This window comes from Streptomyces sp. NPDC107546 (genome assembly GCF_055639175.1).
The window spans coordinates 137,963-159,828 of record NZ_JBVKBA010000004.1 but is presented as its reverse complement, the minus strand read 5'-3'; the positions used below and the strand labels follow the sequence as shown (position 1 = coordinate 159,828).

The following is a 21,866-nucleotide window of genomic DNA, read 5'->3' as shown; positions in this document are numbered from 1 at the left end:
CGCGACGCGACGCGACGCGTCCCGGCAGCGGGAGCGGGGGCGGGTGGTGCTTCCGGCGTCCGGGGCGTGGGGGCGGTGGTGCTTCCGGCGTCCGGGGCCTGGGCCCAGGCGGTTCTTCCGGGCGTCAGGGGCCGCGGTCAGGTCGTGCTTCCGGGGCTCGGGTACCGCCAGCCGCAGGACGCCAACGCCCTGGCCCTCGCCTCCACGACCGCCATACGCCGCTCCCGCTCCGCGGGATCGACATGCGATGCCTGGCCGGTGGCCTGTCCCTGCCACTTCCGGTACAGCAGCCCCACCTCCCGGGAGAACCAGCCCCGGCTCACGGCGTTCAGCGCGAGCAGCAGGCCCGTGTCCTCGGACGCCGGCAGCGCCATCCAGCCGCCCAGCGCCATCAGGAGATCGCGCCGGACGCAGAGCGTCGCCGGGTGGACCTGTGCACGGAAGCCGTTCGCCCGCCAGAAGTCGTGGACCGCTCCGCGTTCGACCGGCCCGTCCGCCGGATCGCCGGGGAAAGCGGCCGTCGAGCCGTCCGGCAGGAGGTCCAGCGCGCGGGACGTGGTCCAGCCCAGGGTGGGGTCCGCTTCGAGGACGGCCAGGTCGCGGGCCAGGGTGCCCGGCGGGAGCTGGTCGTCGGCGTCCAGCACCTTCACGTACGCGCCGTCGGTGTGCGCCAGGGCCATCGTGCGGGCGACGCCGGGTCCGCCGGGCCGGCCCTGACGGAAGGTCACGCGCTCGTCGTCCGGGACGTACGGGCGGACGTCGTCCGTCTCCCCGTCCTCCTGGATCACCCAGTGCCACTCCCATCCCTGCGGAAGCGACTGTTCGCCCAGGGACTTGTACGCCTCCGGCAGGAACCGGGCCGCCGGGGCGTGGACAGCGGTGACGACGATGACGCGCCGGCTCACGGCAGCGCTCACCACCTTTCCAGGGGAGTGACGAAGACCAGCTCCGTGCGGTCGCCGGGCAGTGTGACGTCGGTGATGTCCACGACGCGGCCGCCGGTGTCGTACGAGGTCTTGCGGAGCAGGATGACCGGCGTCCCGGGCGGAAGCTCCAGTTCCTGCGCCTCTTCGGGCGTCGGCGGACGGGCGGTGAAACGCTCCTCGATGCGGTCGATCTCGATGCCGACCGTGCGGAGCTGGTTCTGTGTGCCGCCGGGCCAGGGCTCGTTGGAGTCGTCCAGCAGGTCCGGGTTCCCCGCGACCACGTCACGGACGAGGTAGGAGGTCACCAGGCTGAACGGGGCGGTCTCGGCCACGCAGCGCGTCCGGTAGGTGCGCTCCAGCAGGACCGTGCCGTCCGGGACGCCGAACGCGTCCGCGAGGTCCTTGGGCGCCTTCGTCTCGCGGTACTTCGCGTCGAACACGAGGTGGTGCGACGCAAGCCCGGTGTCGTGCTCCGTCGCCCCGGTCCGCGCCCGCGTGGCCAGCGGCTGCCGGGCGCGGTCCTTCTCCCACTGGTGCCGCCCGTTGTGGCGCACCACGGGCGTCCGCCAACGCCGTACGCAGGTGCCACGGCCGTGCCGCCGGTCCATCAGCCGGTCGTCCGCGATCAGTTCGTACGCCTTGGGCACTGGTGCTCTCACCGATCTGTCGGGGGCCCTCCAGGCCAGCCTAGGACTCCTCCGGAGGTCCTGACGACTCGGGAACAGGCACGGGCTGCGCAGGTGGAAGGCGCCGGTGCCGGCAGACGGGAGCACGGCAGACGGGAGCACGGCAGACGGCCCGGCACCTGGGAGCAGGTGCCGGGCGGTCTGCCGTCGGCGTGTACGCAAGTCGCCTTGGTGGGTCCCTGAGTGTCTCTGTCCCGGACGTCGTCCGCGAATCCGTCAGCTGCGCAGCAGTACGGTCGGCTCCTCGAAGCGTCGTGGTGCGTCGTGGGGGCGGAGGGCGTGGTGGGTGAGGGGTGTGGTCGCGGTGGTGGCCGTGGACGGAAGGTGGCGGCAGGAGGGGGAGGAGCCATGGGCCTCGGCCCTGATGCGTTGCTTCATCGTGGGGGGCAGGGACCGGACCAGGGCCCGGTGTCCGTGCGCCGGCCACGGCAGCATCATCCGCGGGCCGGAGGTGCGCGGCGACTGCGGCTGTGGTACCGACGCGGCCGCGGCCGTGGTGGCGGTCGTGGTGGCGAATCCGAGCGCGGCGCACAGCGCCAGGAAGGCGGTGACGACGACGGTCCACAGCTTCATGACCTTGTTCCGGGCCATGACCCCTCACTTTCGGGTTGGGCGATTTGCGTACTTTCCTCATCATGTGTATGGGGGCTGTGAAGTGGTGGACCGACGCCCGTGCCGCGTCGATCTTCGGATGAACACCACCCGGATGGGCGCACGGGATCGCACAGGGCCGAAAAAGGCCGGAAATCCATGGTGGAGGGCGGTGAACGTCACACTCCGTGAGGTCCGCTCACCCGCGGATCGTCAGGGGTGAGGTCCGGTCGTACTGCGCTGTGCCGGGCCGGAGTTGAGCGTCGCCTCAGGTCACCGATCGATATCGATCGGTGTGTATAGTCGGGCGCCAGAGGTCCCCTACGTCAAGGAAAGACGAGGTCGCGCGGTGAAGAAGCTTCTCCTGGTCGCACTGGCCGCCATCGGCGGGCTCCTCGTGTACCGCCAGATCCAGGCGGATCGCGCCGAGCAGGATCTGTGGACGGAGGCGACTGACTCCGTGCCCACGGGTTCGTGAGTTCCGACAGACAGCAGTTCAGAGCAGACCCCGGCCGCCGACGCGGTCGGGGTTTTGTGTTGCTTTCTCCAGGGACTCCCGAATGTGTTCCCGCCCGTCGAGGGATCGATTGCTGCCGCAAGCGCCGCTCCTCAGGGTGAGCATTTCGGCCGCTCCTCTCCGATGCGCTGATGCCCCTGTGGCCGGCGGGGCAGGATGGGCGACGGTCCGGTCCGGGGCGGCACAACGGCCAGAGGGGGGCTCGGGATGTGGCGGCGCACGGAAGCGCGGCGCGGAGCGCGGGGGCGTGGGCTCACGCAGGCGCACGCAGTGGTGGCCCTGTGCATGACGGCCGCGCTCGGTGTCACCCTGGCGCTTCCCGCGCGAGCCGCCCCCGCCGCCCCGGCGGCGGACGGTACGCCCGCTCCGTACGCCTTCGCGCCCGGCGCCGCAACGGTCCGGGGCGCCACCGTCACCTCGGATGCCACACGCCTTGATCCCGGACACACCTACCGGAGCACCCTTCCCGAGGCCGGCAAGCTCTACTACCGCCTGGACCTCGACGCCACCGCCAACGCCTACATCTCCGCGACCGCCGTCCCCCGGCCCGACGCCCGGGTCTCCGCCTCCGACGGCCTGCGGGTCTCCGTCCAGGACGCCGACGGCGCCACGTGCTCATCCAACACCACGCACTTCGGCCCCACCCAGAGCCCGCACCCCGTCGCCGCGTGGGCCGCCCGTGAGACCGGGCCCGGCAGCTATGGGTGCAAGGACGCCGGGGTGTACTACGCGGTCGTCGAACGGCGCGACCTGTCCGGCTCCGCGACCGGCGCCTGGGACCTGGAGCTGGACTACGTCTCCGAACCCTCCCTGCGGCAGCCGGACGCCACGACCACCACACCGCCCGGCGCCTGGAACTCCGCGACCCCCGACGCCCTGCTGGGCGACCCGGTCCGGCGCGCGGGCGGGGCCGGTTTCGCCACGGCGAGCGCTCTTGACCAGGGCGTCTGGCAGGACGCGATCCGGCCGGGGCAGACCCTCTTCTACAAGGTGCCCGTCGACTGGGGCCGGCAGCTCGCCGCCACCGCCGAGCTGGGCAGCTCCCCCGGCGACGGCTACGTCGGCACCGCCCTGGCCATGGCGCTGTACAACCCCGTCCGCGGCCACGTCGACGACGCCACCACCGGGTACAGCGGTGCCCAGACCTCGACGGCCCTCACCCCGCTGCCGCCCGTCGCCTACGCCAACCGCCATGCCGCCGGCGACCGCACGAGCGGAATGCGGTTCGCGGGCTGGTACTACCTCGCCGTGCACCTCGGCGCGCCCGTTGCGCAGCGGTACGGGAACGGCCCGTTCGGGCTGACGCTGCGCGTGCGGGTGAGCGGGACGGCGACGTCACCTCCAGCGTACGCGGGGTGGTCCGCGCCGCGCGATGTGTTCCGGGTGACGGCGGCCGACCGGGAGGAAGCCGCGGTGGGCACGCCCGGGGGCGGTGGGGGAGACGGAACGGGCGGGGCCGGCGGGGACCGGGATTCCCGCACGATGACGGCGGTCGCGGTGGGCGGGATCGGCACCGGTACCGCCCTCATCGTGGTGCTCGCGGTGTGGACGGCGGCCGCCCGGCGGCGGGCGCGGAGCCGATGGGCCGGGTGACCGCCGCTCAGATCCGCAGCAACGCCCAGAACCCGACCGCGTAGCACAGCAGCGCGAGGAGCAGGACCGGCACGGCGACCTTCGCGGGCGGGCCGGGGCGCCGGGTGGCCGCTCGCCTGCCGTGCCGGGCGACCCGCTGCGACTGCGTGGGGGCGTGCGGGGACGGGACGGCGTGGGCCTGGAGCGGGTGCCGGCCGACGACCGCCGGGGCCGTCGCGGGGGCCGTGGCGGAGGGCACGCGGGTGGGGTCGTGGTGCGGGGTATGGGGCGGTGCCAGGGCCACCGCGGGCGGTGACGGCGGCAGGGCGGGCGGGCGTGGCACGCCGGGGACCGCCTCGCGCGGCGAGGGCAGCGGCGGCGGCAGATGGAAACTCCCGGTGTCCGACATGGCGGACGGCCGCGGAGGCGGCGTCGGCGCGGCTGTGGGTGTGAAGCCGGATGCCGGTATGGGGCCGGATGCCGGTATGGAGCCGGTCGTCGGTATGGGGCCGGATGCCGGCGTGGAACCGGCCGCCGACGTGGGGTCGACCGGCCACGTGGTGTCGGGCGTCGGCCAGGAGGCGGCCGAAGGAGCAGGACGGGGCGAGGGCGTCGGATCGACCGTGGGTCTGGGCGGTACGACGAAGGGAGCGGCCACCGGCCGTACGGCGGGGGGAGGCGGCCCGGGCGTTGCGGTGCCCGAAGCCCCCGGCCCGGCACCGGCCGCACCCGCACCGGTCGTCGGGGGCACCGTGGTCGGCCGCGGCGGTATCGAACCGGTCGCCGGCCACGATGCCGACACCCGGTCCGCAGAGACCCTGTCCGCAGGGACCGTGGCCACCGACACCTCACCGGCCGCACCACCCGCCCCCGCGCGCACCGGCCCGTCGGGCCCGAACCCCGCCGGAAGCGGCCCGAGTTGGTCGAAGATCTCCACCTGCTCCCCGTCGGGCCCCGGTTCCGGCAGCAACTCCACGGCTGCGGCAAGCGCCTTGCGCGCACCCGTCGCCGTACGGAACCGCGCGGCCGGATCCGGCTGCACCAGGGTCGCGACGACCTCCCAGAGCGGTCCGGGCACGCCCTGCGGCGCCCCCGGCGTCCCGTTGGTCGTGAAGTACTCGACCAGGGCCTTGGCGTCAGGCTTGGCACCTTGCAGCAGATACAGGGCGACCAGGCCCACGGCGAACAGGTCGGCCGGGAAGTCAGGCTCCGCGCCCAGCAGTTGCTCCGGCGCGAGATAACCGGGCGTGCCCACCACGTAGTCGGTCTCCGTCAGCCGCGGCTCGCCCAACCGCATGGCGATGCCGAAGTCCGACAGCCGCAGCCGGGGCCGGGCCGTGCCGGTGGCCTCCAGAAGGATGTTGGCGGGCTTGACGTCCCGGTGCACGACCCCCTCCGCGTGCACGGCCGCGATCCCGGACAGCAGCTGGTCCAGCAGGGTGCAGACGAGCACCGGGGGCAGCGGCCCGTAGTCCCCGACGAGGTGGACGAGCGAGCCACCGGCGACCAGGTCCATGGTGAACAGCACCTTGTCGTCGTCCGCGGCCCAGCTCGCGGGCGCCAGCACATGGGGGTGGTCGATGCGCAGCGCCTGCTCGCGCACGAACCTCAGCAGGGAGTGGGCGTCGCTCTGCTGCAGCACCTTCGCGGCCACATAACGGCGTCGCCGGTGGTCCCAGGCGCGCCACACCGCACCGACTCCCCCGCGCCCGATGGGATCGACCAGTTCGTACCGCCCGGCGAAGACCTCACCCATGGTCGTACGTCGCTCCCCCTCCCGGACGGCGACGAGGACCCTCGCGCACCCCCCGGCGCGAGAGTCCCCGGCGGCAAAGGCGTCGGCTCAGTTCTGGTGGGACTGGTAGTGGGCGACCGCGTCGGAGGTGCGGCCGGCGCCGTACACCCGGAGGAACTCTGCCAGTTCCGGGTGGCTCGGGGCGAGGGTGTCGGCCGCCTCGATGATGTCCCCGGCCGCCGCCACCGAGCGCAGCAGCGACTGGATCTCACGGACCACCCGCTTCACCGTGGGCGCGCCCGAACTGTTCGTCGTCTGCGTGGTGTTGCTCAGCACCGAGCCCCCCTGGGACTTCTTGATCTCCTCCATGCGCTCGGTCGCCTCGGCCGCGCTGACACTGCCGTCCGACACCTGCGCCGCCAGCTCCTGCAGCAGCTGCACCCGCTGGACCACCGCCGGGTTGCCGATCTTGGCCCGCTGACCGCTCATCAGCTGCGACAGCATCGGGGCGGACAGTCCGAGAACCCCCGCGAGACGGGCCTGGTTGAGCCCGAGATCCTCGATGAGCCTACGGAAGAGCGCCCCCAACGGCTCCCCGTACCAGTTCCGCTGCAGCTCCCGCGCTCTTGCGGTGGCTTCCTGCTGTGCGGCGTCCATTGCGTCTCCCCATCGCTTCCCCTAAAACGGCGGTTCGCTGTAGCGAACCACGACGAGCATCTTACGGAGAGTGGTTGTCCACGGGGACCCCCCATCTTTTTGTGAGATACCGGCCAGGACCCGGTACGCTGGTCCGCAGCGCCCGGCAGCCCGTGTTCCACCGGCCGGACGCCTCTGCTCGGGGCCTTAGCTCAGTTGGTAGAGCGCTGTCTTTGCATGGCAGATGTCAGGGGTTCGACTCCCCTAGGCTCCACACTCGAAACCGGTCGGACGCCGCGTCGCGGCGATCGACCGGTTTTTGCTTGCTCCGTGACTCCCGTCACACGCGAGATTTGCAGCCGTTGCGATCCATAGCGCGAACAACCGGCAAAGGCCGGGCTCCTCGAGATCTTCCTCCGAGGATCCGGCGGCTCCTGACCCTCCGCCGAGGGGGAGAGTGGTCCTTGTATCGCCTGGTAGGCCCCGGCGTGCGTAACCGTGAGCGTGCTCACAGTGAGGGAAGTCTGCACGGAACGTGCACACAAGAAGCGTTGCAAACGTCATCACGGAGGGCAGAGGTGAACGCCCGCCCCCGTTCCACGTGAAACAACAGCGCCGTGGGGCAGGGGAATCCTCACCTTCCCCTGCCCCACGGCGTGATGGCAGCCCACAGCCGACCAGGCGGACTCAGCGGCGGTCGTCGCCGTCCGTGGAGTCCTCCTCGGCCTGCTTCGCCTCCACCTCCGGGTCCAGCGCGCTGGGACCGCTGCCGTCCACCGACGACAGCCGCTCGCTCTGCGGGACTTCGGTCGCGGCAGGCGGCTCGACCAGCCAGTCGGGGTTCGCCTGCTTGTCCCACCACTTCCAGGCGGCGAAGGTGCCGCCCGCCGCGAGGCCGAGCAGGGCCAGGCCCCTCGCCACCCGGCCGGCCCTGGCTCGCCGCCGCTGCCGACGGACCAGCTTCTCGATCTGCCGCGGCGAGATCTGACCGCGAAGCGCGGCCAGCGCCGCCGCCCCGCGGGCCGCCGCCTCATCCCGTACCGGGCCGGCCGCGGCGACGGCCTGCTCGATCTTCGGACGGGAGTAGTCGGCCGCCTGGCGGGCCGCCTTGCGGGTGCGGGTCGCGGCCTGGTCCACCGTCGGCGGAACATGCGCGCGGGCCTGTTCCAGGCGCGGGGCCAGATGGGCGTCGTACTGGACGCGGGCCTGCTCGGCGGCCTGCGACACCTTGGGCGCGAGACGGACACGCGCCTCATGTGCATAGTGCGCTGCCTTGTCCTTGGCCGTGTCGGCGTAGGGCGCCACCACTTCCGCGGCATGCAGCACGCTGTCCTTCGCCGAACCGGTCGCGGCGCGCACGCTGTCGATGCGGGTCACGGGGTTCCTCCTCCTCGGTGGCGTACGGTAATTCGACTTTCCAGCCTTTTACGGATCATGCCTGTCGAACAGCACTCGGGCATGCGAGGAACGGCATCCGGGTCATGCGGCCCCAAGCGGACGATTGCGGTCCGTGCCCGGGCGGACGACGAGAGACGATCACGCGCATCGGCCGATCACGTGCAAGAGCGGATGAATACGGAGTAACAGGAGCTTGTCCCCGACAATGCCACGGATCGTCCCGCCGCGCCCTGGAGACAGGACGACTCGACCGCTTTTCCACACGCCCGCAGCCGCCACCGCCCGCACGAACCGCCCCCTGTCCGGGCTGCCGCCCCAGCAGCACCACAGGAACCACCGACCGATCTTCCCCCGGACGTGGTCGCCGGACGACGCGGAGGACGTGGCGTGCGAGGATCGGGGGGTCACAAAGGACAACGGAAGGCAGATCGTGGCTGAGCAGCTCTACGCCACCCTGAAGACCAACCACGGCGACATCCTGGTCCGGCTCTTCCCGGACCACGCCCCCAAGACGGTCAAGAACTTCGTCGAACTCGCCAAGGGCGAGCGTGAGTGGACCCACCCCGCCACCGGCGAGAAGTCCGCCAAGAAGCTCTACGACGGCACGGTCTTCCACCGGGTGATCAGCGGCTTCATGATCCAGGGCGGTGACCCGCTGGGCAACGGCACCGGCGGCCCCGGTTACCAGTTCGAGGACGAGTTCCACCCGGACCTGCGCTTCGACAAGCCCTACCTGCTGGCGATGGCCAACGCCGGTCCGGGCACCAACGGCTCGCAGTTCTTCATCACGGTCTCCCCGACGGCCTGGCTGAACCGCAAGCACACGATCTTCGGCGAGGTCACCGACGCGGGCAGCCAGAAGGTCGTGGACTCCATCGCCACCACCCAGACCAACCCGCGCACCGACCGCCCGGTCAACGACGTCGTCATCGAGTCGGTCGTCGTCGAGACCCGCGAGGGCTGACCCCACAGGGCACCCCGCACGAGGGAACAAAAGCGCCCCGCCCATCCGTAGAAGGAGGGGCGGGGCACCCCGTTGTACGGAGAAGTGAGGGACCTCATGGACCAGGCGCCAGGCAGCCCGCAGGGCCCGCAGAACCAGGGGCCGTCCGAGGCCCGGGAGCTGCCGGTCTGCTACCGGCACCCGGACCGCGAGACCGGCATCCGCTGCACCCGCTGTGAGCGCCCCATCTGCCCGGAGTGCATGGTCGACGCCTCGGTGGGCTTCCAGTGCCCCGAGTGCGTCCGCACCGGATCCGGCACGGGCCACGCCCCGGCCGCCTCCCGGCCGCGCACGCTCGCGGGCGGGACGGTCACCGCCGACCCCCGGCTGCTCACCAAAGCGCTGATCGGCGTCAACCTGGCCGCCTTCCTGGCCCAGATGGCCATCGGCGACCGCTTCACCGACCGCTTCGAACTCATCGGCCAGGCCTACGTCCCGCTGCTCAACTCCGCGCAGGGCGTCGCGGAGGGCCAGTGGTACCGGCTGCTGACTGCGATGTTCCTGCACGGCGGCTATATCCACATCCTGTTCAACATGCTCAGCCTGTGGTGGATCGGCGGCCCGCTGGAAGCGGCCCTCGGCCGCGCCCGCTACCTCGCGCTCTACTTCGTCTCCGGGCTCGCCGGAAGCGCCCTCACCTATCTGCTCGCCGCGCCGAACCAGCCCTCGCTCGGCGCATCCGGCGCCATCTTCGGCCTCTTCGGCGCCACCGCGGTGCTCATGCGCCGGCTCCGCTACGACATGCGCCCCGTCATCGCCCTGCTGGTGATCAACCTGATCTTCACCTTCGGGTGGAGCAACATCGCATGGCAGGCCCACATCGGGGGACTCGTGGGCGGTGTCGTGGTCGGATACGCCATGGTCCACGCCCCGCGCGAACGGCGGGCCCTCGTGCAGTACGGGGTGTGCGCGCTGGTGCTGGCCGCGGTGGTCGTCATGACACTGGTGAGAACGGCCCAGCTCACCTGAGTGGCGGATGTGCACAGGCCGTAGCCCGAGGTTGTACCCAGAGTTGTCCACAGCCCAGCCCGGGATCTTGTGCATGCTGCGGGGAACGCATGTGCCCCCTGTCACCGACCGGAGTTTCCCCAGGTGGGACAGGGGGCGAACAGGTTTGCGGGGGCCGGTGATTCCGTCATACCGGCGTCAACGCCCGACGGGTTATCCACAGATCGTCGTTCTTTTTCCACTGACCGCACGGGTTGTGGACAGGGCTGTGGATAACTCGGTGTGCAGCTGTGGGCAGAGCCGGCTGCGGACGGGGCGTGAGGCCCCTACTTCCACTGAGTGGAGACGCCGAACCCGGCGGCGATGAACCCGAAGCCCACCACGATGTTCCAGTTGCGCAGCGCGTGGATCGGCAGGGACCCGTCGGTCACGTAGAAGACGACGATCCAGGCCAGCCCGATGAGGAACATGGCCAGCATGACCGGCGCGACCCAGCCGCGGTTCTCCAGCTTGATGGCCTGGGCCTGCTTGGACGGCGGTGGCGTGTAGTCGGCCTTCTTGCGGATACGTGACTTCGGCACGAGGGTCTCTCCTGTCGATGCGCTGCGTCGCCGCGCAGGGAACTGGGGCTGGCTCCGGGGCAGCGTACAAGGGGACATGAGCGCTCCGCCGGGCGTCCGTTAGCGTAGTGCTTCCGCGGCGCCGAAGGAGATAAGGGTACGTGAGCGATACGGCCGACTCCCCCGGGACGGGTCCCGGTTCCCCGGATGCGGGGACCCCGTCCGTCCGCACGCGCCGATTCCGGCCCGTGCGGGTGCTCACCGTGGGCGTCTTCGCCCTCGCCGGTCTTCTGTTCATGACGAGCTTCAACACGGCCAAGGGGACCAACCTCCGCACCGACACCTCGCTGCTGAAGCTGTCCGACCTCATCCACGAGCGCAGCCACAAGAACGCCCGGCTCGACGAGTCCAACGCCGCCCTGCGCTCCGCCGTGGAGGCCTTGGCCAAACGCACCGGCGGCACCACGAGCAAGGCCGAGCAGGACCGGCTCGCGACGCTGGAGAAGGACGCCGGCACCCAGAAGCTCACCGGCAGGGCCGTCACGGTCACCCTCAACGACGCCCCGCCGAACGCGACCGCCAAGCTCCCCGGATACCCGGAGCCGCAGCCCGACTACCTGGTGATCCACCAGCAGGACCTCCAGGCCGTGGTGAACGCTCTGTGGCAGGGCGGCGCCCAGGGCATCAAGGTCATGGACCAGCGGCTGATCTCCACCAGCGCGGTGCGCTGCGTCGGCAACACCCTGATCCTCCAGGGCCGCGTCTACTCGCCGCCCTACAAGATCACCGCCGTCGGGAACCCGGACAAGCTGCAGAAGGCGCTCGCGGACTCGCCCGCGATCCAGAACTACATGGTGTACGTCAACGTCTACGGACTCGGCTGGAAAGTCACCGAGGGCGGGACGGTGACTCTTCCCGGCTACTCCGGCACAGTGGACCTGCACTACGCCAAGCCCGTGGGGTAGAGGCCACTGCCGCTGGGGGCATCCGTGCCGGTGCGCGTGATCGTCAGGACCGTCAGCGAACTGTGCGTCACCGTGGGTGCCCTCATCGTGCTGTTCGTGGTCTACGTGGTGTTCTGGACCGGGGTGAGGGCGGACGGCGCGATGAGCGACCAGATCGGTCAGCTGGAGAAGCAGTGGGCGAAGAAGACGGTGCGCACGTCCGCCGCGCCGACGAGCACCGCGAGCCCCGGCAGTCCGAAGCCGTACGCCCAGGGCGGGCCGTTCGCCGTCATGTACGTCCCGAGGTTCGGTTTCACGTGGAACAAGCCCGTGCTCGAGGACACCGGCGTGCAGACCCTGAAGAAGGGGCTGGGCCACTACGCCGGCACCGCCCGGCTCGGCCAGGTCGGCAACTTCGCGGTCGCCGGCCACCGGCGTACGTACGGTGATCCCTTCAGGGACTTCCCCGGGCTGCGGCCCGGCGACGCGGTGGTCCTCACCGACGGCAGCACCTGGTTCACGTATCGGATCGACAAAGGCCCTTACAAAACGGTGCCCTCTGACGTTGAAGTGATCGACCCTGTGCCACGTACGTCCGGGTACACGCGTCCGGGACGCTATCTGACGCTGACCACGTGCGATCCCGAGTGGGGGCACAGTCACCGGCTGATCGTCTGGGCGCACCTGGATTCCACACAGCCTGTGGAGGCAGGGAAACCGGCGGCTCTGCGCCAGTAGTCTGGTGGCGTACGGCGTGAGTCTGGTGCCGTGGTGAGACGGAAGGGACGGCATGTACGGCTGGATCTGGCGGCATCTGCCGGGGAGCGCGTGGCTGAAGGCACTGATTTCCGTCGTGCTGGTCCTGGCCGTGGTGTACGTCCTGTTCCAGTACGTCTTCCCGTGGGCCGAACCGCTGCTGCCCTTCAACGATGTGACGGTGGACAACCAGTGAGTGCGCGCATTCTCGTCGTGGACAACTACGACAGCTTCGTCTTCAACCTGGTGCAGTACCTCTACCAGCTGGGCGCCGAGTGCGAGGTGCTGCGCAACGACGAGGTGTCGACGGCGCACGCCCGGGACGGCTTCGACGGCGTCCTGCTGTCCCCCGGACCGGGCACCCCCGAGGAGGCGGGCGTCTGTGTCGACATGGTCCGCCACTGCGCCGCGACGGGCGTCCCGGTCTTCGGGGTCTGTCTGGGCATGCAGTCGATGCAGGTGGCGTACGGCGGTGTCGTCGACCGGGCGCCGGAGCTGCTGCACGGCAAGACCTCGCTGGTCGAGCACGAGGGCAAGGGCGTCTTCGCGGGCCTGCCGTCCCCCTTCACGGCGACCCGCTACCACTCCCTGGCCGCCGAACCGGCCACCGTCCCGGCCGAGCTGGAGGTCACGGCGCGCACGCACGACGGGATCATCATGGGTCTCAGGCACCGGGAGCTGCGGGTGGAGGGTGTGCAGTTCCACCCCGAGTCGGTGCTGACCGAGCACGGGCACCGCATGCTGGCCAACTGGCTGGTGGAGTGCGGTGACGAGGGGGCCGTGGCGAGGTCGGCGGGGCTCGCCCCGGTGGTGGGCAGGGCCACGGCGTGACCGCGCTGCGCCCCGAGCGCGAGACCGGCGCCACCTACGGGGGCGCCGCGGAGCAAGGGTCCTCGTACGGGCAGCAGCCGTACGAGGACTTCGGCGTGTGGCAGGGGCAGGAGCCGGACCCTCAGTGGCAGGGCGCCGGGCAGTACGGGCAGCAGACGCCACAGCAGTCGTACGAGCCCCAGCAGGGGTACGACGCGACGACGGTGCTCCCGTCGTACGAGGAACCGCGACCGGCACCGGCTCCCGCGTACGACGAGCCCGTGCCGGTGGACAACGAGACCGTCGCGCTGCGCGCCTCGGACATCGAGGGGGCGCGGCGGGCCGCGAACCGCGCCGCCGAACCCGCTCGGGCTCCCGGTGGCCGCGCCGCGCGCCGCAAGGCGGCCCGGAAGCACGGGCGGCGCGGAAACGGGCCGCAGACGCCCGAGAAGGCCGCGGGGACGCCCGCTCAGGCGCCGCGTTCCCGGGTGGAGGCCCGGCGGGCGGCGAGGGCGCAGAAGCCCGGTGCGGCGGTCGTGGCGAGCCGGGTGGTGGGCGAGCTGTTCATCACCACCGGTGTGGTGATGCTGCTGTTCGTGACGTACCAGCTGTGGTGGTCGAACGTGCGGGCGCACCAGGAGGCGGGCAGCGCCGCGCAGCACCTCCAGCAGGACTGGGCGAGCGGCAAGCGTGAGCCGGGTGTGTTCGCGCCGGGGCAGGGCTTCGCCATCCTGCACATCCCGAAGCTGGACGTGGTGGCGCCGATCGCGGAGGGCACCAGCAAGACGAACGTGCTCGACAAGGGCATGGTCGGGCACTACGGCGAGGGCAGCCTGAAGACGGCGATGCCGAGCGACAAAACGGGCAACTTCGGGCTCGCGGGGCACCGGAACACGCACGGCGAGCCGTTCCGGTACATCAACCGTCTCCAGCCGGGTGACGCGATCGTGGTGGAGACGCAGGACGAGTACTACGTCTACAAGATGACGTCGATGCTCCCGGTGACGTCCCCGGCGAACACCACTGTCCTGGACCCGATCCCGAGGGGCTCGGGCTTCACCGCACCGGGCCGCTACATCACATTGACCACGTGCACGCCGGAGTTCACCAGCAAGTACCGGCTGATCGTGTGGGGCAAGATGGTCGAGGAACGGCCGCGCAGCAAGGGCAAGCCGGACGCGCTCATTTCGTAGGCGCAGGGCACGTGGACGCACGGGCACGTGGAACAGACAGGGCAGATGCAGTGGGAGTGACCACCGACCAGGACGAGCGGACCGCCGCTTCCCCGTCGGCTCGGCGCCGCGGGCGCGGCCGGATCGCGCTGGCGGTCAGCGTCTTCGGCGAACTGCTGATCACGGCGGGCCTGGTGCTGGGCCTGTTCGTCGTCTACTCCCTGTGGTGGACGAACGTCATAGCGGACCGCAGGGCCGACCACCAGGGCGACAAGGTGCGCGACCACTGGGCGGCCGAGAAGGACACCGGTTCGGACTCTCCGGGCGCGCTGGACACCAAGGACGGCATCGGCTTCCTGCACGTGCCGGCGATGAAGAACGGCGAGGTGCTCGTCGAGAAGGGCACGTCGACGGACGTCCTCAACGACGGCGTGGCCGGCTACTACACGGACCCGGTCAAGGCGACGCTGCCGATGACGGGCACGACGGGCAACTTCACGCTGGCCGCCCACCGGGACGGGCACGGGGCGAAGTTCCACAACATCGACAAGTTGAAGAAGGGCGACCCGATCGTCTTCGAGACGAAGGACGACTGGTACGTCTACAAGGTCTTCGCGATCCTTCCCGAGACCTCGAAGTACAACGTGAAGGTGCTCTCGGCGATCCCGAAGGAGGCGGGCGTGAAGAAGCCGGGCCACTACGTCACTCTGACGACGTGCACCCCCGTCTTCACCTCGGAGTACCGGTACATCGTGTGGGGCGAACTGGTGCGGGTGCAGAAGGTGGACAGCGAGCGGACGCCGCCGGAGGAACTGGGCTGAGGGACGGAGCTCCTGGGAGGAGCTCCCGAGCAACGAGCCAGGACATATGAAGATGTGGTCGGACTTCGTACAAAGAGCTGGAACTGCAGGCTTGGGTCCATGCGAGAGCCCCGGCACCTGCAGGTGCCGGGGCTCTCGTCGTGCTGGCCGGTGCGGGTCGGTCGTCCTCAGCCGCCGGTCAGGCCGCTGAAGAAGCCGCCGCCGTTGTCGCCTCCGCCGTTGTTCCCTCCGGCCGACACCGTGGTCAGGGTGATCGTCTGGTTGTTCGGGTCGGCCGGGGTGTTCGGCTGCGGGTCCTGGGCGGTGACCCGGGCGTTGCCGTCCGTCGGCCCGTTGACCTGGATCTTGGTGAAGCCGTTCTGCTGCAGGGTCTTCACGGCGTCGCTCAGCTTCTGGCCGAAGACGTTCGGGACCTGCTTCTGCTGGTTGGCCTGCTTGCCTATCTGGATGGTGACCGTCGTGCCCGCCTTTACCTGGGTGAGCACCCCAGGGTTGGTCTGTATGACCTTGCCGACCTGGTTCGGGTCGGTGGTGTCGGTGTCGACGCAGTTGCCCGGCGTCAGGTTGTTGGCCTGCAGCTGCTTCTTGGCGTCGTCACAGGACTGGTTCCGCACATCCGGCACCGTCACCGTCTGCGGGGCCGCGGCCACCGTGAGGGTTATCGTCGAGCCCTTCTCCTGATCCGTGCCGCCCGCGGGGTTCTGGTCGGTGACGACGCCCGGAGTCTGGTCGGACTCCGCCGTCTTCTGCTCGACCACGAAACCCTTGTCCTCGAGCTGGGACTTCGCCTTGTCGAACTGCAGCCCCCTCACGTCCGGCACCGCCACCTTGGGTGCCCCCGTGGACACCACCAGATTGACGACGCTGCCCTTCTTGACCTCGGTGTTCGCCTTCGGGTCCTGGGAGCAGACGTTGCCCTTCTGCTGGTCGTCGCAGGGCTTCCTCGAGATGGAGAGCTTCAGGTCCGAGTTGTCCGCGAGCGTCTGTGCGTCCTTCTGGGACTGGCCGATGAAGTTCGGCGCCGGCACGGTGTCGTTGCCGACCCCGCCGTGGCCGCTGAAGATCCACTTGCCGATGAGGATCGCGCCGACCAGCACCAGCACACCCGCGACGACCAGCAGGACCGTCGAGGTGTTCGACTTCTTCTGGCGGCGGCGGTCCGGGCGGTCGTCGTAGCCGTAGCCCCCGTCGTCCGGGTTCATCGGCGGCATCATCGTCGTCGCGCCGGCGCCCGGGTCGGAGCGCAGGGCCGTCGTCGGCTGGTCGTCGGGGTAGCCGCCGTAGCCGACCGAGCCCATCGCCGCCGTCGCCGCGACCGGCTGGCCGTCGAGGCACGCCTCGATGTCGGCGCGCATCTCGTCGGCGCTCTGGTAGCGGTAGTCGGGGTCCTTGACCAGCGCCCTGAGCACGATCGCGTCCATCTCGGGCGTGATCTCGGGGTCGAAGACGCTCGGCGGCTGCGGCTCCTCGCGGACGTGCTGGTAGGCCACCGCGACCGGGGAGTCGCCGACGAAGGGCGGGCGGACCGTCAGCAGCTCGTAGAGCAGGCAGCCCGTCGAGTAGAGGTCCGAACGTGAGTCGACCTGCTCACCCTTCGCCTGTTCGGGCGAGAGGTACTGGGCGGTGCCGATGACCGCCGCGGTCTGCGTCATCGTCATGCCGGCGTCGCCCATGGCGCGGGCGATGCCGAAGTCCATCACCTTGACCTGGCCGTTGCGCGTCAGCATGACGTTCGCGGGCTTGATGTCACGGTGGACGATGCCGTTGCGGTGGGCGTACTCCAGGCCCTGGAGGATGCCGATGGTCATCTCCATCGCGCGCTCCGGCAGCAGCTTGCGGCCGCTGTGAAGAAGCTCACGGAGTGTTGAGCCGTCGACGTACTCCATGACGATGTACGGGATCGAGACCCCGTCGATGTAGTCCTCGCCCGTGTCGTACACGGCGACGATCGCGGGGTGGTTGAGTGAGGCGGCCGACTGGGCCTCCCGGCGGAACCGGGCCTGGAAGGAAGGGTCGCGCGCCAGGTCGGCGCGCAGCGTCTTCACCGCCACGGTGCGGCCGAGGCGGGTGTCGTGCGCGAGGTAGACCTCGGCCATGCCACCACGGCCGAGCACCTGGCCCAGCTCGTACCGGCCGCCGAGGCGACGCGGCTCTTCCATAGCTTCCTACCAGCCCTCTCCGTCGGTCCCGACCACACCCGCGTGTGGTCCGGCGGTGTGCTGTCCGGGCATACGGTACCCGGCTCGCTGTGTGTGACCTGGCCACATCCGCCACCCGATACAGGACCGGTATCGCAACGTGCACCGATGTGAAGGGGACGTGACGGGGGTCACTTCTTGCTGTTGATGACCGCTTCCATGACGTTCTTGGCGATGGGGGCGGCGAGGCCGCCACCGGAGATGTCGTCACGGTTGGCCTTGTCGTCCTCGACCACCACGGCCACGGCGACAGGCGAGCTGCCGTCCTTGAGCTTGGCGAACGAGAGGAACCAGGCGTACGGCTTCTCGCTGTTGTTCAGACCGTGCTGGGCGGTACCGGTCTTGCCGCCCACGGTGACGCCGGGGATCTGCGCATTGGTGCCGGTGCCCTTCTCGACGACGGTCTGCATCATCGACTGCAGGATCTGCGCGTTCTTCTCCGACAGTGGCCGGCTCAGCTCCTGCGGCTGGGTCTGCGTGATCACGTCCAGGCTGGGCGCCTGCAGCTTGTCCACCATGTACGGCTTCATCAGCTTGCCGTCGTTGGCGACGGCGGAGGCGACCATGGCCATCTGCAGCGGCGTCGCGGCGGTCTCGAACTGGCCGATGGAGCTGAGCGCGGTCTGCGGCCGGTCCATCTTCTCGGGGAAGTTGGAGGCGACCGAGCGCACCGGCGTGTACTGCTCGGAGTCGAAGCCGAACTTCTTCGCCTCCTCGAGCATCTTGTCCTTGCCGAGGTCGGCGCCGATCTTGCCGAAGACGGTGTTGCAGGAGTACTGCAGCGCGGTCCGCATGGTCGCGTTCTCGCAGGGGATGTTCCCCTCGTTCTTCAGCTCCGTCCTGGTGTCCGGGAGGGTGTACGGCAGCGGGGACCTGGTCGGGTCGTCCGCGCTGGTGTACAGGCCGTTCTCCAGCGCCGCCGCCGCGGTGACCACCTTGAAGGTGGAGCCGGGCGGGTAGGTCTCGCGCAGCGCCCGGTTGAGCATCGGGTCGCTCGGGTCGTTCTTCTTCTGCAGCTTCTGCCAGGCCGTGGAGTCCGTGGACAGCGAGTTGCCCGCGAACGTCGAGGGGTCGTACGACGGGTAGGAGGCCAGCGCCAGGATCGCCCCGGTCTGCGGGTCGAGCGCCACGGCCGCGCCCTTGCCGCCGACCTTCTTCAGACCGTCGTACGCGGCCTTCTGCGCCGCCGCGTTGAGGGTGGTGACGACATTGCCGCCCTGCTGCTGCTTGCCCGTCAGCATGTTGAGGGTGTTGCGGAAGAACAGCCGGTCGTCGGTCCCGGTGAGGATGCCGTCCTCGATGGACTCCAGCTGCGTGGCGCCGAAGGCCTGCGAGGCGTAGCCGGTGACCGGCGCCCACATCGCGCCGTCCTTGTAGGTGCGCTTGTACTTGAAGTCGTTGAGGCTGTTGGTGGGCGTCTCCTTGGACCCGGTGATGGGGTTGCCGTCGACGACGATGTCGCCGCGCGGCGTGGAGTACCGGGCAATCAGCACACGGCGGTTGTTCGGGTCGGTGCGCAGGCTGTCGGCCTGCAGGTACTGGAGCCAGTTGTCGCGGACCAGCAGCGCGAGGACGAGGAGCCCGCAGAAGATCGCGATCCGGCGCAGGGGCTTGTTCACGGTCGGACCACCTGGGTCATCTCGGCGTCGGGGTTCGGGGCGGGGGCGGGAGCCGGGCGGCGCGCGGTGTCGCTGATGCGCAGCAGGATGCCGATCAGGGCCCAGTTGGCGATCACGGAGGAACCTCCGTACGCCAGGAAGGGCATCGTCATGCCGGTCAGCGGGATGAGCCCCATCACACCGCCGGCGACCACGAAGACCTGCAGCGCGAACGCGCCGGACAGGCCGACGGCCAGCAGCTTGCCGAACGGGTCGCGGGCGGCGAGGGCGGTGCGGACGCCGCGCTCCACGATCAGGCCGTAGACCAGCAGGAGCGCCATGATGCCGGCCAGGCCCAGCTCCTCGCCGAAGGTGGCGAGGATGAAGTCGGAGTTGGCGGCGAACCGGATCAGGTCGGAGTGGCCCTGGCCGAGGCCGGTGCCGAGGGTGCCGCCGGAGCCGAACGCCCACAGGGCCTGCTGCAGCTGCTCGGAGTGGCCGCCGACGCCCTGCCGACTGAGCGTGTACTCCTTCATCGGGTCGAGCCAGGCCTGGACACGGGACTTCACGTGCGGCTCGATGCCGGCCACGCCGACGGCGCCGGCTGCGGACATCAGCAGACCGAAGACGATCCAGCTGGTCCGCTCGGTGGCGACGTACAGCATGATGACGAACATTCCGAAGAACAGCAGCGACGTACCGAGGTCGGTCTCGAAGACCAGGATGAGGATCGAGATCGCCCAGACGACGAGGATCGGTCCGAGGTCGCGGCCGCGCGGCAGGTACAGGCCCATGAAGCGGCGGCTGGCCAGGGCGAGCGCGTCGCGCTTGACCATCAGGTAGCCGGCGAAGAAGACCGCCAGCACGATCTTCGCGAACTCACCGGGCTGGATGGAGAAGCTGCCGACGTGGATCCAGATCTTCGCGCCGTAGATGTTGGCGCCCAGCCCCGGGACGAGCGGCAGGAGCAGCAGGACCAGCGCGGCCACCATGGAGATGTAGGTGTAGCGCTGCAGGACGCGGTGGTCCTTGAGGAAGACCAGCACGGCGACGAACAGCGCGATCCCCAGCGCCGTGTACATCAGTTGGCGGGGCGCCGCGTTGCCGGCCTGCTTGATGGACTGCAGCAGCTTGGACTGGTCCAGCCGCCAGATGACCACCAGGCCGAGGCCGTTGAGCAGGGTCGCCAGCGGCAACAGCAACGGGTCGGCGTACGGGGCGAACTTCCGTACGACGAGATGGCCGACGCCGGCCAGCAGACCGAGGCCGACGCCGTAGCTGAGCAGGCCGGGCGGCACCTTGTTGTTGATGGCGAGGCCCACGTTGGCGTAGGCGAACACCGGGATGACGACGGCGAACACCAGCAGCGCCAGCTCGGTGTTGCGGCGGCTCGGTGTGCCGATCGCGCCGATCGTGGACGTGTGATGCGTCGACGTGTTCGTACTGCTGCTCATGGTGTGACAGGGCCCCTCACGGCTTGCTTACTGCTTACCGCACAGTGAGACGACCTTCTGCTCTTGCTCCGAGAGGCTGGGGCCGGGTGTGGGAGTGGGTGCGGTCTGGGTCTTGGAGGCCGACGCCGAGGGGTTCGGAGTCGCTGTGGCCTTGGACGTCGGGGGGGTGGTCGCGGTTCCCGTGGTGCTGCCGGGCTTGGTGGTGTTCTTGGACTCCGCGGTGCGGCGTTCGACGTCCTTCCTGCACGCGGACGCCTGCACGGCCAGCTCGGAGATCTTCGACTGGGCCGCCTGGAGACCGCCCTCGGCGATGGTCGCCTTGACCTGCTTCTGCTGGTACGGCGGCAGGTACTTGAGTTCGATCTCCGGGTGGTCCTTCTCCACCTTGGACAGCGACACCCAGGCCAGGTCCTGGCTGATACCGCGGTACAGCGCGACGTGCTCGGCGTTGGCACCGACGTAGTACTGCGTCTGCGTCCACCGGTAGGCGCCGTAGCAGCCGCCGCCGACGACGGCGAGCGCGAGGACCGTGTAGAAGGATCTCTTCAGCCACCGGCGGCTCTTCCTCGGCTTGACGAAGTCCTCGTCGGTGTAGTCGCCGAAGCTGCCCGCCGGGATGTACCCGGTGGTGTCGCCGCTGCCGGGTGGGCCGAACTCGCCCCCGCCGCCCTGCCCGGACCTGTGGCGGCCGAGTCCGGCGGCACGGCCCGCGGGGGTCTGCATGATGCCGTTGTCGTGCAGGTGGTTCTGGTTCTCGGCGACCGCGCCCACCACGACCGGGGTGTCGGACAGATGCCCGGCGAGGGTGTCCCCGGTGTCCAGGTCGAGCACGTCGGCCACGATGACCGTGATGTTGTCGGGGCCGCCACCGCGCAGCGCCAGCTCGATCAGCGCCTGCACGGTCTCCTCGGGGCCGTGGTAGCTGGCGAGGGTCTCCTCCAGCGTCTGGTGGGAGACCACTCCCGACAGCCCGTCGGAGCAGATCAGGTAACGGTCGCCGGCGCGCACCTCGCGGATGGACAGGTCCGGCTCGACGTGGTCGCCGCTGCCCAGCGCGCGCATCAGCAGGGAGCGCTGCGGGTGGGTGGTGGCCTCCTCCTCGGTGATGCGGCCCTCGTCGACGAGCCGCTGCACCCAGGTGTGGTCCTGGGTGATCTGTGTGAGGACGCCGTCGCGCAGCAGGTACGCGCGGGAGTCGCCGACGTGGACGAGACCGAGCCGCTGGCCGGTCCACAGCAGCGCGGTGAGCGTGGTCCCCATGCCCTCGAGCTGGGGGTCCTCCTCGACCATCGCCCGCAGCTGGTCGTTGGCACGCTGCACCGCGGTGCCGAGCGAGGTGAGGACGTCGGAGCCGGGGATGTCGTCGTCGAGCGCGACGATGGTGGAGATCACCTCGGACGAGGCGACCTCGCCGGCGGCCTGGCCGCCCATCCCGTCGGCGATCGCGAGCAGGCGCGGACCGGCGTAACCGGAGTCCTCGTTGCCCTCGCGGATCATGCCTTTGTGCGATCCGGCGGCGAAGCGCAGTGACAGACTCATGC

21 protein-coding genes and 1 tRNA gene are annotated in these 21,866 nt (G+C 70.2%); 11 read left to right on the top strand and 11 right to left on the bottom strand.

From position 1 onward, the window contains the following. Positions 1-137 precede the first annotated feature (137 nt). The 3 genes from ACZ7L1_RS07695 to ACZ7L1_RS07685 all read right to left on the bottom strand — a co-directional run bounded on the left by ACZ7L1_RS07695 (position 138) and on the right by ACZ7L1_RS07685 (position 2,203). Positions 138-905: a glycosyltransferase family 2 protein gene (locus ACZ7L1_RS07695; RefSeq protein WP_471435105.1), complete on the bottom strand. Its 768-nt coding sequence runs from the start codon at positions 903-905 to the stop codon at positions 138-140. 8 nt (positions 906-913) lie between these two features. After that, positions 914-1,534 carry a GntR family transcriptional regulator gene (locus ACZ7L1_RS07690; RefSeq protein WP_471435399.1) on the bottom strand — a complete coding sequence of 207 codons (621 nt, stop codon included), beginning with the start codon at positions 1,532-1,534 and terminating at the stop codon, positions 914-916. 294 nt (positions 1,535-1,828) lie between these two features. Next, positions 1,829-2,203, bottom strand: coding sequence for a DUF6344 domain-containing protein (locus ACZ7L1_RS07685; protein ID WP_471435104.1), 375 nt, complete (start codon positions 2,201-2,203; stop codon positions 1,829-1,831). 349 nt (positions 2,204-2,552) lie between these two features. Between ACZ7L1_RS07685 and ACZ7L1_RS07680 the strand changes: the two genes are divergently transcribed. Both ACZ7L1_RS07680 and ACZ7L1_RS07675 read left to right on the top strand, forming a co-directional pair. Beyond that, entirely contained in the window at positions 2,553-2,681 is a 129-nt protein-coding gene (locus ACZ7L1_RS07680; RefSeq protein ID WP_003999697.1) for a DLW-39 family protein, read from the top strand. A 324-nt stretch (positions 2,682-3,005) separates the two neighbouring features. Continuing rightward, on the top strand, positions 3,006-4,313 hold the full coding sequence (locus ACZ7L1_RS07675) for a hypothetical protein (RefSeq protein WP_471435102.1): 1,308 nt from the start codon (positions 3,006-3,008) through the stop codon (positions 4,311-4,313). Between the two features lie 7 nt (positions 4,314-4,320). Here ACZ7L1_RS07675 and ACZ7L1_RS07670 read toward each other — a convergent pair whose 3' ends face one another. Together ACZ7L1_RS07670 and ACZ7L1_RS07665 are read right to left on the bottom strand one after the other, a co-directional pair. Continuing rightward, complete coding sequence (locus ACZ7L1_RS07670) at positions 4,321-6,048, bottom strand: serine/threonine-protein kinase (protein WP_471435101.1); 1,728 nt, start codon at positions 6,046-6,048, stop codon at positions 4,321-4,323. Positions 6,049-6,135: 87 nt separating this feature from the next. Then, a complete protein-coding gene (locus ACZ7L1_RS07665; protein ID WP_103837308.1) occupies positions 6,136-6,684 on the bottom strand; it encodes a helix-turn-helix domain-containing protein in 549 nt (182 codons plus the stop codon). A gap of 180 nt (positions 6,685-6,864) precedes the next feature. On the opposite strand from ACZ7L1_RS07665, the gene ACZ7L1_RS07660 reads away from it, so the two are divergent. Further along, a tRNA-Ala gene (locus tag ACZ7L1_RS07660) sits at positions 6,865-6,937 on the top strand. A 413-nt stretch (positions 6,938-7,350) separates the two neighbouring features. Here the strand turns inward: ACZ7L1_RS07660 and ACZ7L1_RS07655 are convergent. Further along, positions 7,351-8,040: a DUF5324 family protein gene (locus tag ACZ7L1_RS07655; protein ID WP_471435099.1), complete on the bottom strand. Its 690-nt coding sequence runs from the start codon at positions 8,038-8,040 to the stop codon at positions 7,351-7,353. A gap of 451 nt (positions 8,041-8,491) precedes the next feature. Between ACZ7L1_RS07655 and ACZ7L1_RS07650 the strand changes: the two genes are divergently transcribed. Beyond that, positions 8,492-9,025, top strand: coding sequence for a peptidylprolyl isomerase (locus ACZ7L1_RS07650; RefSeq protein ID WP_471435097.1), 534 nt, complete (start codon positions 8,492-8,494; stop codon positions 9,023-9,025). 96 nt (positions 9,026-9,121) lie between these two features. After that, positions 9,122-10,033 carry a rhomboid family intramembrane serine protease gene (locus tag ACZ7L1_RS07645; RefSeq protein WP_471435096.1) on the top strand — a complete coding sequence of 304 codons (912 nt, stop codon included), beginning with the start codon at positions 9,122-9,124 and terminating at the stop codon, positions 10,031-10,033. A gap of 305 nt (positions 10,034-10,338) precedes the next feature. On the opposite strand, the gene crgA is transcribed toward ACZ7L1_RS07645, so the two are convergent. Then, positions 10,339-10,593 (bottom strand): cell division protein CrgA, encoded by a 255-nt coding sequence (gene crgA / locus ACZ7L1_RS07640; RefSeq protein ID WP_103837311.1) that lies wholly within the window; start codon positions 10,591-10,593, stop codon positions 10,339-10,341. Positions 10,594-10,733: 140 nt separating this feature from the next. On the opposite strand from crgA, the gene ACZ7L1_RS07635 reads away from it, so the two are divergent. The 6 genes from ACZ7L1_RS07635 to ACZ7L1_RS07610 are packed head-to-tail and all read left to right on the top strand — an operon-like array spanning position 10,734 to position 15,075. Then, positions 10,734-11,537: a DUF881 domain-containing protein gene (locus ACZ7L1_RS07635; protein ID WP_471435095.1), complete on the top strand. Its 804-nt coding sequence runs from the start codon at positions 10,734-10,736 to the stop codon at positions 11,535-11,537. 30 nt (positions 11,538-11,567) lie between these two features. Further along, positions 11,568-12,254 (top strand): class E sortase, encoded by a 687-nt coding sequence (locus ACZ7L1_RS07630; protein ID WP_471435398.1) that lies wholly within the window; start codon positions 11,568-11,570, stop codon positions 12,252-12,254. Between the two features lie 52 nt (positions 12,255-12,306). Next, positions 12,307-12,468 (top strand): hypothetical protein, encoded by a 162-nt coding sequence (locus ACZ7L1_RS07625; protein ID WP_471435094.1) that lies wholly within the window; start codon positions 12,307-12,309, stop codon positions 12,466-12,468. Then, a complete protein-coding gene (locus tag ACZ7L1_RS07620) occupies positions 12,465-13,103 on the top strand; it encodes an aminodeoxychorismate/anthranilate synthase component II (protein WP_471435092.1) in 639 nt (212 codons plus the stop codon). The genes ACZ7L1_RS07625 and ACZ7L1_RS07620 overlap by 4 nt, the downstream gene beginning before the upstream one ends. Then, on the top strand, positions 13,100-14,275 hold the full coding sequence (locus ACZ7L1_RS07615) for a class E sortase (protein WP_471435090.1): 1,176 nt from the start codon (positions 13,100-13,102) through the stop codon (positions 14,273-14,275). Before ACZ7L1_RS07620 ends, ACZ7L1_RS07615 begins: the two co-directional genes overlap by 4 nt. A 50-nt stretch (positions 14,276-14,325) precedes the next feature. After that, positions 14,326-15,075 carry a class E sortase gene (locus ACZ7L1_RS07610; RefSeq protein ID WP_471435088.1) on the top strand — a complete coding sequence of 250 codons (750 nt, stop codon included), beginning with the start codon at positions 14,326-14,328 and terminating at the stop codon, positions 15,073-15,075. Positions 15,076-15,242: 167 nt separating this feature from the next. On the opposite strand, the gene pknB is transcribed toward ACZ7L1_RS07610, so the two are convergent. From pknB to ACZ7L1_RS07590, 4 genes are all read right to left on the bottom strand, one after another. After that, entirely contained in the window at positions 15,243-17,234 is a 1,992-nt protein-coding gene (pknB, locus tag ACZ7L1_RS07605) for a Stk1 family PASTA domain-containing Ser/Thr kinase (protein ID WP_471435087.1), read from the bottom strand. 170 nt (positions 17,235-17,404) lie between these two features. Next, complete coding sequence (locus ACZ7L1_RS07600) at positions 17,405-18,892, bottom strand: peptidoglycan D,D-transpeptidase FtsI family protein (protein WP_471435085.1); 1,488 nt, start codon at positions 18,890-18,892, stop codon at positions 17,405-17,407. Continuing rightward, positions 18,889-20,325 carry an FtsW/RodA/SpoVE family cell cycle protein gene (locus ACZ7L1_RS07595; RefSeq protein ID WP_471435083.1) on the bottom strand — a complete coding sequence of 479 codons (1,437 nt, stop codon included), beginning with the start codon at positions 20,323-20,325 and terminating at the stop codon, positions 18,889-18,891. Before ACZ7L1_RS07595 ends, ACZ7L1_RS07600 begins: the two co-directional genes overlap by 4 nt. A gap of 27 nt (positions 20,326-20,352) precedes the next feature. Next, positions 20,353-21,864, bottom strand: a complete 1,512-nt coding sequence (locus tag ACZ7L1_RS07590; protein ID WP_471435082.1) for a Stp1/IreP family PP2C-type Ser/Thr phosphatase — start codon at positions 21,862-21,864, stop codon at positions 20,353-20,355. Positions 21,865-21,866 lie beyond the last annotated feature (2 nt).

Excerpts from the sequence above, each read along its gene's own strand:
- ACZ7L1_RS07675 (WP_471435102.1), top strand. The coding sequence starts at position 3,006 with ATGACGGCCGCGCTCGGTGTCACCCTGGCGCTTCCCGCGCGAGCCGCC.
- pknB (WP_471435087.1), bottom strand. The coding sequence starts at position 17,234 with ATGGAAGAGCCGCGTCGCCTCGGCGGCCGGTACGAGCTGGGCCAGGTG.
- ACZ7L1_RS07645 (WP_471435096.1), top strand. The coding sequence starts at position 9,122 with ATGGACCAGGCGCCAGGCAGCCCGCAGGGCCCGCAGAACCAGGGGCCG.
- ACZ7L1_RS07690 (WP_471435399.1), bottom strand. The coding sequence starts at position 1,534 with ATGGACCGGCGGCACGGCCGTGGCACCTGCGTACGGCGTTGGCGGACG.
- ACZ7L1_RS07685 (WP_471435104.1), bottom strand. The coding sequence starts at position 2,203 with ATGGCCCGGAACAAGGTCATGAAGCTGTGGACCGTCGTCGTCACCGCC.
- ACZ7L1_RS07670 (WP_471435101.1), bottom strand. The coding sequence starts at position 6,048 with ATGGGTGAGGTCTTCGCCGGGCGGTACGAACTGGTCGATCCCATCGGG.
- ACZ7L1_RS07595 (WP_471435083.1), bottom strand. The coding sequence starts at position 20,325 with ATGAGCAGCAGTACGAACACGTCGACGCATCACACGTCCACGATCGGC.
- ACZ7L1_RS07590 (WP_471435082.1), bottom strand. The coding sequence starts at position 21,864 with ATGAGTCTGTCACTGCGCTTCGCCGCCGGATCGCACAAAGGCATGATC.
- ACZ7L1_RS07665 (WP_103837308.1), bottom strand. The coding sequence starts at position 6,684 with ATGGACGCCGCACAGCAGGAAGCCACCGCAAGAGCGCGGGAGCTGCAG.
- ACZ7L1_RS07625 (WP_471435094.1), top strand. The coding sequence starts at position 12,307 with ATGTACGGCTGGATCTGGCGGCATCTGCCGGGGAGCGCGTGGCTGAAG.